We start from the raw sequence: 9,072 nt of genomic DNA on the forward strand, positions 1-9,072 counted from the left end.
CTCGCGGATCGCGACGGTGACGTCGGACAACGCCTCGTTCGTCTCGTGCCGCTCCGCAAGCAGCGCAGCCACGCGGGCCCGCAACTCACGTCGGCCACGCTGCGCCGAGGCGAGCGCCAGCCGCAGCCGCGCCGTGTCCTGCTCCTCCTCCCACAGGGACAGGCTCACGCCGGCCAACTCGTCCAGCGCCTGCTCCAGCGGCGAGCGCACCGACCCCACCGGCACCGGCAGCGCGTACGCCGACCCGGCAATGCCGTGCTCCGCCAGCTCGGCCAGCGTCGCCATCAGGTACTCCGGGCACGAGCACGCCCCGGCCACCGCGTACAGGCCCCGCCCGTCCGCCGTCACCGCGCGCCGCTGCCAGACCGCGCCGTCCTTCGTGTTCACGACCAGCGGGTCGTGCGTCGTCGGCGCGCTCATGCCGCCACCTCGCACCGGTCCGCCGCAGCCTCCAGCACCGCCACCGCCGACTCCGTGGTCCGCGACTCCTCGTCGCCCCACGCGTCCACGTGCGCCTCCAGGTCGAAGATCCCGCCGTACGCCGGGCCCTCCCGTCGACCTCCAGGCGCAGCGCCAGCGTGGCGATCGCCTGGTCCGCGAGCAGCGACGTCAGGTGCGGGTCACCGGTCGTCGCGCACTTCAGCGCCGCCACGATCGACATAGGCCGCAGGAAGTGCGGGACGCACATCTCCCGGTCGAAGGCGTCCGGGACGTAGTCGCCGCCCTGGTACAGGCCGTTCGCCGAGAGGATCCGGGCCGCAACCCGGTACGTCTGCGGAAGGTTCGTCGGCCGCGCCAGCGGCGACAGATGCAGCGAGACCACCCTGCTGCGGGTCTGAGATGATGTGCCCATCGGGGCCTCTTCTTTCTCTGGTTGGTGGGGGCGCCGGTCGTGGGGTCGCCGAGCCGGACAAGCGGGCGGCCCTTCGGCGCGTTCAGGGGTGGATCAGGCGGAGCGCTGCGCCGGCACCAGCTCGGCGGCGGCCTTCTTCGCGCGGCGCGCCTTCGCCGAGGCGAGCGCCATTCGCTGCGCGTGAGCCCGCTTCAGGTGCTCGGCCGCTCGGGCGATCTGCTCGTCCGTCGCACCCGGGTGCAGCTCGCGGGCCTGCTTCTCAAACCGGCCGGCGGCCGCGGCTCGCGCTTTCGCCGTCCTGCTCGCCGGGTCGAGCGTGTTCGCCCAGCTGGTGTGCGCGGCGAGACGGGCCCGGAGCGAGCGCTCCTGCGGGTTCATATCCGTCGGCACTGGAGGCCTCCTTACGTGTGAGCGGGTCACTGTCCATGTTCATGGACATGGACACGGGGTGGAAAAGAGCGCGTGGGGGGAGGCTGTATGCCTGCGCTACTCGTCGCGCCTCGGCGCGGCTGACGGTTGGCCGAGTCTCGTGGACGAGGGCGTCCACCTTGCTCTTGCTCAGTCCGACAGCTTCGGCCAGTTCGCGGGTGCTTCCCGGTTCGTCTGCCGAGTGGTCGTCCATGAGACGTCTCAGCAGGTCACCGGAGTGCAGTCGGTAGCGGTAGTCCACGGTTCTCCGTTCGCGTCCACTTTTCTGGACACGAGAAGCATGGCACTTAGTACAGAGCTTGTCCAGCTTTCTGGACAACGGAGTGTCCACGTCTTCAGCAAGGAGTCGGCCAAAGAAGGGGGGACCGGTGGCGTCCGCTGTCCACCGCCGTGGACAATAGGTGTCCACACGCTGAGGGTTGCCTAACAGCATTCAGCCTGGGACGTTTCGTTGAGACCACAGCGACAACGTGGACAGTTGGTAAGGGAGAGGGCGAATGCCGGATCATGAGGACGCGCTCACGCGCCTGGTGCAGGAGCACGTAGGCCGGGGACGCCGCCTGACGTTCCGAGCGTTCGAGGAGCAGGCCGTCGACCCGCTCACCGGCCGGCGCATCAGCAAGTCCACCGCGGAGAACGTCGCCCGCGGCCACCAGATCAAGGTCACGCCCGAGGTTCTGCGCGCCATCGCGGCCGGCATCGGCGTCGACCTCGGCCGGGTCCGTGTGGCTGCTATCCGCCAGTACATCGGAATCGAGGTGACCGACCCGTTCGACACGGACCCGGGCGCCGACGACGCCGTGGTGCGTGTGGCGCACGAAGTCGGTGCATCATCCGAGGAGTTGGCCGCTGCAAGGGTGGTTCTGGACAACCCTGAGGGTGAGCCTGACGCGCAGTAACCGCGCCTGGCCTGCCGCTTTCCATGCAACAGATGGTTTAACTTCAGCCAATCAGGTGACTGTCTGATTGCAAGTGCGGCGCGTACAGTGATCGAACCTCGTGCAGGTCGAACGCGCGTGCGAATGCTGCTGCCCTCGCACGCCCGGGAATGGGGGTCGAGTGGAAGTACCGCAGGTGCACGTCTATGCCGCAGATCTCGGGGGCCGAGCCTCTGCCGCGCTCAGGGACAGCCGGACCGAATTTCGGCTGGCGATCGACTTCAGCCGACCGCCCGAGGAGATCACCGCGAGTCTCACCGAACTGTTCCAGGAGAGCGTGGACGAACGGCGCTGGACGCGGCGGCAGGGTCCCGACGACGACGGCGAGGCGGGGCACTAGCCCCGCCCCACGCATCACTTCAGGCGATCGCCAGGGCTGAGGTCCCGGTGTTGCTGCCGCGCCCGCTCCTCGCCTGCGGACGCGCCGTACCGCGACAGCATCTGCCGGGACCGCCACCCCATGATCCGCATCAGCGCATCCTCGTTGCCGCCGTTCACTTTCCACAGGTGCGCGAACGTGTGCCGGAACTGGTGCGGGTGGATGTGCGGGATGCCAGCCTCCTTGCACCGACGCTCGATCATCGTCCCCACGCCCCAGATCGTCAGCGGGGCCTTCGACTTCACGCCGAACCACAGCGCGTCGCCCGGCTCGACCGGCCGGCCGAGATGCTTGCCCAGCGCCCGCAGGTAGCGGTCCATCGCCACCGCCGTCGACCGGCCGAACGGCAACGGCCGCGCGCGGCCGCCCTTGCCCTGCACGTGCAGGACCATCAGGTCCAGGTCCAGCGCGACCTGCATGCGCTCCGTGACTTCGGCCAAACGGCCCCCCGTGTCGAGGAACATCATCAGCAGCGCGGTATCCCGCCGCTGCTGGAAGCTGGTGCCCTTGCAGGTGGCCAGCAGCCGCTTCAGCGCGTCCTCGGGGATGACGGGCACCTCCACCTCGGGCAGCGCGGGCGCCTTCATCGTGCGCATGGGGGACCGGTCCATCTCCTCCTCGTCGACCAGCCAGTTGAAGAACGTCTTCAGCGAGCGGAAGTGCTGGTGCGCATTCCCCGCGCTGGTGCGCTCCCGCAGCCGGGTGAGGTGTACCTCCAGATGCTCGCGGTGGACGCCGTGCTCGCCCTCCAGCTCAGTCGGAGCCGGCCGGCCGTCGTCCTCCGGTTCGTAGGCGAGGAGGAACGCGCGGAGGTCGTTCGCGGCGCGGGCGTAGATCCGTTGGGTGTTGGCCGAGAGGTTGCGGGCTCGCAGGGAGCGGGCCCAGGACGAGGCCAGCGGGCCGATGTCGTACGGGGTGCGGTCGCTCATGCCCCGACGGTAGTCAGGTGAAGGCGCTTGGTCCATATGCACTGTGCGATCAGGACATGAAAAAGCCCCCGACCTATTCTTGCTGGTCAGAGGTTGTTTGCGCCCCCGGCAGGACTCGAACCTGCGGCCAAGCGCTTAGAAGGTGTTGAGCACTCAGCTCTGTACTAACCTGCGGTTTTCCCTGGTCGCGCTGCACCACATTAATGCAAGGCGCTTGGCCCATTCTCTGGCCCCTTCGACCGAGAACAGACGCCCCGGACGAGGGACCGCCCCGGCCCACTGTAGGACCGGGGCGGCCAGCCGACACGCGGGTCCGCTATCTGAGCGGGCGACCTCGTGCAGAGTGTCACCGCGGCCGGCGTCACTGAGGGGGTGCTCCGCATCGATACCCACCACCCCTCGAAGATCAAACAATGTAGGACTACGACCACAGACAGACGATCATGAACCGGGGAACGTGGGCGGGTGCCGTCTGCCTCGCCCCCGCCCGACTGGGTGCTGACCCAGCGCCGGGCCATCGGCGAACGTCTCCGTGCCGAGCGGCTGCACGCCAACCTCACCCAGGAACAGGTCTCGATCCGGTCCGGTGTCGACCGTCCCTCCGTCGTGCGGATCGAGCAGGGCCAGCAGTCACCCACCGTCGACACGCTGATCCGGTTAGCCGCGGCCATCGGGGTGCCTCTCGTCGTCCTGGTGCAGTGAGCGGCCGCCCCACGACGGGGGCGCAGGGCGGCCGCCCGGACCGGCCCCCGCGTCGGCGCGAGCGGGGGCCGGTGGCCTAGTCGAAGTCGCGGTCCCGGTAAAAGTCTCTGTGCCTACCCGTGTGCCCCGGGCGGAGCGTGCAGTGTCCGGGGCCGGTGGCGTTCTCCACCCAGCAGTACCCGCCCGCACGGCCCGCCGACCGAGCCGCCTCAGCTGCACGCTCTGCTGCGCTCTTTGGCATCAGGCCTCGTCCCCCATCGCGAGCGCCCGCAGCGCCGTGCCGTCCGGGCAGTACCGCGGGAGGGGCGGCGAGCAGCGCGTGCACGTGGTGACATGCAACTTCAGGACTCGATCCGCCTCGCGCTGAGTGCAGCCGTCGCAGGCCCGCGGATACCAGGGGCCGTAGACCCCGGCATAGCTGCCCTGCCGGCGGCCGAGGTCCACCGCGTCGGCCGTCAGCTGCTTGCGGCACCAGACGCACGTGGCGCCGCGTACCTGCTCGGGCTCCAAGCCGGACTGCCGGGGAACGGGGAGGACCGTCACGATGCTGACGGTCACAGGGGTGCCGGGCGTCGGGCCCATGCCCGTATCGTGTGCCATGTCGACCTGCTCTCAGCGGGAGGTTGACCTGCCCCGGGCCGTTCGCGCGGCTGCGGGGCTTTACCGTCCTCGCAGCGTAGACCTAGCTAGCTAGGCCCGCCAGGCGATCGTAGCTATCTCGTCTCGCTGAGTGAGCTGAGAGTGCCTAGCGTCGAGATCATGGAGTGGCAGCCGGACGTACCGCGGTGGCGGCAGGTGTACGACGTGATCGAGGCCCGGATCACGGACGGCACGTACGCCCCGGGCGAGCAGCTGCCGGGCGTGCTCGGGATCCAGGCCGAGTTCGGGATCGCGCAGATGACGGCACGGCGGGTGCTCACCGAACTGCGCGCGGCCGGGCTCGCGCAGATGCAACCCGGCGTCGGCACTTTCGTGACCGAGCTGCCCCGGCCGCCCGCGTAGCTCAGGCGCTGGTGCCGTCGGTGATCAGGCCGAGGCTGGCCAGAGCGGAGATCAGCGAACCGAGCGCCGCGTTCCCACCGCGCGACCCGGTCACCGTCGGCTTGGCCACCGCTGCCGCGCCGAAGAACCCCAGCGTGGTGCCCATGTGGCGGAACATCAGCGCCACGATCAGCGCGTCATCGGTCGTCCACTCGTTGGCCGCGGACCGACGCAGGTTCGTGTCCCGGGCTCCGCTCCCGGGGCCCGCCTCGAGCGTGCCGTTGGCCAGCAGGCGCCACCGGTCGAAGGTGTCGCCCGAGACGCCGCCGCCGAACGCAGGCGTGGCGCCACTGGCCACGTTGTTCGTGACCGTGCCGGACATGGTGCCGCCCGCCAGCGGCAGCAGCGCAGCGAGCGCGGCAGCGAGCCCGGTCACCTGAGACTGAGCGACCGTCACCGGGTCCCCGCCGGCGGATCCGTGGCTCGCGGCGTGTGCGGTCGGTGTGCGTGCGTTCGTGGTGGTGGGGTCGTCGGAGCGCAGTGCCACGGTGGGCCCGGTCCCGGCGGCGCCAAGCGGCGGCTGCGATCCGGTCGCGCCTGTGTCGCCCTTCGGGCCGGTCGCCCCGGTCGCACCTGCGGGCCCCGCCGCGCCGGTTGCGCCGGCCGGTCCCTCGGGTCCCTCCGCGCCGGGCGGTCCCGGCGGGCCGGGCACGAGCACGTACTCGCCGTCGTCGGCCCCGGCCGGGACCAGCTCGGCGAGGTCGACCTCGCCGAGCGACGCGGGCAGCGACAGGTACAGGGCGTCGCGGCCCGTCTCGACGCGGTACGTCCACCCCGTCGGCGTGAACCCCTCCGCGTCGGTCGCGACCAGCGTCTTGGACCACTGGCCTGCGTCGTTGGGGGTGACGACGACGGGGTCCCCCTCGACGACGACGCCCCAGTCCGCGCCGACGACGCGCCCCGGCACAGGCCGGATCCGCACCGGCAGCGGACGCCCCTCGCCGTCGGCCAACGTCTGGTGTCCGGTCAGGGTGACGGTCTGCACTCCGGGCGGGAACGACATGGTCAGGCTCCTGTGTGCATGTGCTCGCGCACGCGGTCGTGAATGTCCTCGGGCTCCGGAGTCACACCCCGGTCCCGCATGCGGTTCATCAGCCGGTCCACCGTCCACGAGTAGGCCAGCACCAGACTGGACAGCCCGTCGATCCGCCGGTCCTGCCGCTCGATCTTCGCCTTCATCTCGTCGCGGATCTCCCGGAACGCGGTCAGGTCGGCCTGCCGCTGCGCGGGCTCGGCCGCGGCCTCGGCCGCCGCGCGCTGCGCCTCGGCCGTCGTCAGCGCCGCCGCCTTCGTCGCGCGGGCCGCGAACAGCCCCGCACCCAGCAGCGCGACGGCGCCGAGTATCGACCCGACGACCCCGGCCGCAACCCCCCACGCTCCGCTCATCTTCGTGCCCTTCGTGCAGGGTGGGGGACGGAGTACTCAGGCACCGTCGCCAGCCACATGATCAGCCCCACGTGCCCGATCGCGTACCACGCTGCGATGGCCAGGCCCCGCGGATACTCCCCCGTCACGGCGCCCCACAGGAACGCCGTCCCCCAGATGAACGGCGGGAAGATCGCGGCGATGAAGCCGAGCCCGTCCCGTCCCACCCGCAGCCACGCGCAGCCGAAGGTGATGATCCCGCAGAGGATCCACACCGAGGACCAGCAGCGGATGTCCGCGAACCTCGTCAGCAGCCCCAGCCCGACGGGGCGGGGGTCCGGCTGGAGGGCGTAGCCCAGGCCGAACGCCACCTTGGCCGAGCCGAGAAGTACGAGGGCCATGCCGCGGCGGCCCAGCTGCTTGCGGAGCCGCCGGACCGCCGCGCGCATCAGACGCCCTTGACGAGCGACGCCGAGTTCTTCGTACCGAACGCCCGCGCCAGCATCCCCTTCAGCACGGTTCCGCCGGCGGCGATCCCGGCCGCGGCCATGGTCTCCCAGAAGCTGGCGTGGAACATGTCGGCGGGCCCGGCCGCGATGGCGACACCGCCGGCCGCGACCACGGCCGTGGAGAGGGTGCGCTCGGCCAGGTCTCTGGCGTAGGTCTTGGCCGTCTTGATGACGGTCTCTGCCTGGGGCAGGTCGATCTGCGACATGGTGTGTCCTTCCGTGGATGGGTCGGGGGGGGTGGGTCAGACGGCCCAGTACGGGCCGGACGCGGTGCGGTGCAGCAGCGCCACCGAGGCGCCGTCCGACGTCTTCACGCGCAGCTGGAAGCGCAGGTGCTTGCCCGCCGGGACGGTGCCCGACAGCACGAATTGGTGCCCGCCACCACCGCGGCGGGTGACGGTCTGGTACGCCGACGGGCTGCCGCCCGAGGTGTCCGTCAGGTAGAACCGGCCCTCCACCACGGCGTCCGCCGGGGTGTCGTCGGCGAGGGTGACGTGCACGAGGGTGTCGTGCACGCGCGGCCCGGAGTGGACCACCGGGTCCGCGAACGCCAGGCCCACCCACTCACCCGAGGGCAGGTCCACGTCGGCCGGGTTCGCTTCGTTCAGCATCATCGGGGCGGGCATGTCGTCCTCCTGGACAGGGGGTGTCGGGGTCGGGGTGGTCGTGGGCGCGGCGGCCGGACGCGGCGCGCCTTCTGCACCCACGCGTACAGGGGGCCGCCGGGGCAGCTGGTCGCGTAGCCGTCGCGGTGACCCTTGATCTCGGTCCCGGCGCCGTGCTCGCGCAGCAGCTCGATCCCGTCGCGGATCGCCGAGAGCATGGCGTCCGTCGGCTCGGTCAGTCCCTCGCTGCCGACCAGGCCGACGATCGCGTAGTGCGCGCGGTTCAGGTCCTGGTTGCCGTTGGCGCCCGTGCGCCGGCCGACGCCGCGGCCCTCCAGCAGGAACCCGTGCGGGCAGGCCGCGTAGTTGTAGGCGACGTCGGAGTAGTTCTCCACCTTGTTCGCCAGGTGGCTGGCCCGTATCGCCTTCCACTCGGCGACGCACGCCGCATGGTCGGAGAGCAGCCGCGTCGACACCGCGGTCCCCTCGTAGTGGACCTTCACCCGCGGGTCGTGGCCTGGAGCGGGGCCTCCGACGCCAGCCATCCGAACTCGGCGCGTCGTACAAGTCTCATGGTGGTGCCCTTTCAGAGGAGTCGCGCGTAGGTGGGGGCGCCGCCGATCGAGCCGCCGCCGCCGAATTTCCCGCCGGTCGTGGCGCCCGCCGTGCGGCGTACCTGGATCTGGACCTTCAGCGAGGCCGACGCCCGATACGGAGTCAGGTCGATGACGGCCGTGGGGAACACGTAGGAGAAGAGCGCCGGCACGGAACCGGACGCGGCGACCGTGGCCCCGTCGAGGAGGATTTGCCAGGACCCGCCCGTGTTCACGGCCGACACCTGGTCGCCGATGAACACCATGCCGATGCTGAGCGTCGCCGTGCGGGGGCTGAGGATGGCCTCCCACAGCGTGATGAACGAGGTGGAGTCCTCGTACGGCATCGTGTGCAGCGACGTCGGGTAGAACGGCAGCTCATCCCGCTCCCACCCCGCACGGCGCAGCGCAGCCACCTGCGACTCCAGCTGCGCCACCCGCTGCCTCAGGTCCGGCGTCCGGACGATCCTCGGCATCACGCCCCCACACAGGTCAGCCGGACCCGCTCGGGCCCGGACGCCGCGGTGTTCTCGATGCCGACGATCCGCAGCACCGCCGACCGGCCCGCCGGGGACAGCGGCTCGGGTCGATGACGAACAGCGCCTGGTCCCCGACGGAGTACGAGCCGAACTCGGGGTCGGTGTCCGCGCTGGACCTCAAAGGTGGGCTGCGCCTGCGCGCCGGCCTGCGCATCCAAGTCGGCGTTGGTCAGGCCCTGCACCTGCGTCT

At 71.0% G+C, this 9,072-nt stretch carries 15 protein-coding genes and 1 pseudogene; 4 read left to right on the plus strand and 12 right to left on the minus strand.

Going from position 1 to position 9,072, the window contains the following annotated elements; translation table 11 throughout:
* The 3 genes and pseudogenes from Saso_RS23230 to Saso_RS23235 all read right to left on the minus strand — a co-directional run.
* A partial coding sequence (locus Saso_RS23230) for a hypothetical protein (RefSeq protein WP_203833544.1) occupies positions 1–420 on the minus strand: 420 nt, incomplete at its 3' end.
* A 145-nt stretch (positions 421–565) separates the two neighbouring features.
* Positions 566–853, minus strand: a pseudogene (locus Saso_RS39250) (DUF6197 family protein); the annotation flags it as partial.
* Positions 854–946: 93 nt separating this feature from the next.
* On the minus strand, positions 947–1,243 hold the full coding sequence (locus Saso_RS23235; RefSeq protein ID WP_229901017.1) for a hypothetical protein: 297 nt from the start codon (positions 1,241–1,243) through the stop codon (positions 947–949).
* Positions 1,244–1,779: 536 nt separating this feature from the next.
* Here Saso_RS23235 and Saso_RS23240 point away from each other — a divergent pair.
* Together Saso_RS23240 and Saso_RS23245 are read left to right on the plus strand one after the other, a co-directional pair.
* Positions 1,780–2,181, plus strand: a complete 402-nt coding sequence (locus Saso_RS23240) for a hypothetical protein (RefSeq protein WP_189917874.1) — start codon at positions 1,780–1,782, stop codon at positions 2,179–2,181.
* Positions 2,182–2,341: 160 nt separating this feature from the next.
* Positions 2,342–2,560: a hypothetical protein gene (locus tag Saso_RS23245; protein WP_189917872.1), complete on the plus strand. Its 219-nt coding sequence runs from the start codon at positions 2,342–2,344 to the stop codon at positions 2,558–2,560.
* A gap of 14 nt (positions 2,561–2,574) precedes the next feature.
* On the opposite strand, the gene Saso_RS23250 is transcribed toward Saso_RS23245, so the two are convergent.
* Positions 2,575–3,528: a tyrosine-type recombinase/integrase gene (locus Saso_RS23250; protein WP_229901015.1), complete on the minus strand. Its 954-nt coding sequence runs from the start codon at positions 3,526–3,528 to the stop codon at positions 2,575–2,577.
* 465 nt (positions 3,529–3,993) lie between these two features.
* Here Saso_RS23250 and Saso_RS23255 point away from each other — a divergent pair, with 465 nt between their 5' ends.
* Positions 3,994–4,230: a helix-turn-helix domain-containing protein gene (locus Saso_RS23255; RefSeq protein WP_189917984.1), complete on the plus strand. Its 237-nt coding sequence runs from the start codon at positions 3,994–3,996 to the stop codon at positions 4,228–4,230.
* Positions 4,231–4,470: 240 nt separating this feature from the next.
* Here the strand turns inward: Saso_RS23255 and Saso_RS23260 are convergent, their stop codons facing one another.
* A complete protein-coding gene (locus Saso_RS23260; RefSeq protein WP_189918588.1) occupies positions 4,471–4,830 on the minus strand; it encodes a hypothetical protein in 360 nt (119 codons plus the stop codon).
* A gap of 159 nt (positions 4,831–4,989) precedes the next feature.
* On the opposite strand from Saso_RS23260, the gene Saso_RS23265 reads away from it, so the two are divergent.
* Positions 4,990–5,232, plus strand: a complete 243-nt coding sequence (locus tag Saso_RS23265) for a GntR family transcriptional regulator (protein WP_189917982.1) — start codon at positions 4,990–4,992, stop codon at positions 5,230–5,232.
* A 1-nt stretch (position 5,233) separates the two neighbouring features.
* Here the strand turns inward: Saso_RS23265 and Saso_RS23270 are convergent, their stop codons facing one another.
* Genes Saso_RS23270 through Saso_RS23300 form a run of 7 tightly spaced genes read right to left on the minus strand, consistent with a single transcriptional unit; the run spans position 5,234 to position 8,819 of the window.
* Positions 5,234–6,274, minus strand: coding sequence for a hypothetical protein (locus Saso_RS23270; RefSeq protein WP_189917980.1), 1,041 nt, complete (start codon positions 6,272–6,274; stop codon positions 5,234–5,236).
* Between the two features lie 2 nt (positions 6,275–6,276).
* Entirely contained in the window at positions 6,277–6,657 is a 381-nt protein-coding gene (locus tag Saso_RS23275) for a hypothetical protein (protein WP_189917978.1), read from the minus strand.
* On the minus strand, positions 6,654–7,085 hold the full coding sequence (locus Saso_RS23280; RefSeq protein ID WP_189917976.1) for a hypothetical protein: 432 nt from the start codon (positions 7,083–7,085) through the stop codon (positions 6,654–6,656). Before Saso_RS23280 ends, Saso_RS23275 begins: the two co-directional genes overlap by 4 nt.
* Positions 7,085–7,351 carry a hypothetical protein gene (locus Saso_RS23285; protein ID WP_189917974.1) on the minus strand — a complete coding sequence of 89 codons (267 nt, stop codon included), beginning with the start codon at positions 7,349–7,351 and terminating at the stop codon, positions 7,085–7,087. The genes Saso_RS23280 and Saso_RS23285 overlap by 1 nt, the downstream gene beginning before the upstream one ends.
* A 36-nt stretch (positions 7,352–7,387) precedes the next feature.
* Positions 7,388–7,771 (minus strand): hypothetical protein, encoded by a 384-nt coding sequence (locus tag Saso_RS23290; protein ID WP_203833546.1) that lies wholly within the window; start codon positions 7,769–7,771, stop codon positions 7,388–7,390.
* Positions 7,756–8,295, minus strand: a complete 540-nt coding sequence (locus tag Saso_RS23295) for a peptidoglycan recognition protein family protein (protein WP_230426623.1) — start codon at positions 8,293–8,295, stop codon at positions 7,756–7,758. The genes Saso_RS23290 and Saso_RS23295 overlap by 16 nt, the downstream gene beginning before the upstream one ends.
* A gap of 41 nt (positions 8,296–8,336) precedes the next feature.
* Positions 8,337–8,819, minus strand: a complete 483-nt coding sequence (locus tag Saso_RS23300) for a hypothetical protein (protein ID WP_203833545.1) — start codon at positions 8,817–8,819, stop codon at positions 8,337–8,339.
* Positions 8,820–9,072: the final 253 nt, after the last annotated feature.

Origin of the sequence: Streptomyces asoensis (assembly GCF_016860545.1) — a bacterium.
Lineage (GTDB): Bacteria > Actinomycetota > Actinomycetes > Streptomycetales > Streptomycetaceae > Streptomyces > Streptomyces asoensis.